Origin of the sequence: Mesorhizobium sp. M5C.F.Ca.ET.164.01.1.1, assembly GCF_004792125.1 — a bacterium.
In the GTDB taxonomy this organism is placed as follows: Bacteria; Pseudomonadota; Alphaproteobacteria; order Rhizobiales; family Rhizobiaceae; genus Mesorhizobium; species Mesorhizobium wenxiniae.
In genome coordinates this window covers 1-355 of the sequence record NZ_SRTG01000260.1, presented here as the reverse complement: position 1 = coordinate 355, position 355 = coordinate 1, and the positions used below count along the sequence as shown (strand labels likewise).

The following is a 355-nucleotide window of genomic DNA, read 5'->3' as shown; positions in this document are numbered from 1 at the left end:
GATCGAAGCCGGCCTCTGCGCCCGGCGTGTGGAAGATCGATGCCATGGTCAGCGGCAGAGGGATCGGATCGCCCTTGGCGAAATCGGCGCTGCGCAAATGGGCAAGCGCCGCGGCGCGGGACTTCGCTGTTTTGGACATCAGGCTTCATCCCTTCGGCTGAATAGCAATTGCCGGCGACGCTAAGCGCGCTGGCTGTTCGCGGCAAGCCGCGTCTTTTTGGGCCAGAAGGCTCTAAACGCTTCGTTAGGCTTAATAGAGGATAAAGACGAGACGTGCCTCCAGCCTGCGCTTTCTGGTTGCGGCGCGCTTGTTTGTGATGTCTGTTCCCGTTGACGCCCATAGTGCCCCATGATA

1 pseudogene is annotated in these 355 nt (G+C 60.0%); it reads right to left on the bottom strand.

The features are described 5' to 3' along the window. A pseudogene (locus EN807_RS37215) lies at positions 1–139 on the bottom strand (cystathionine gamma-lyase); the annotation flags it as partial. Positions 140–355 lie beyond the last annotated feature (216 nt).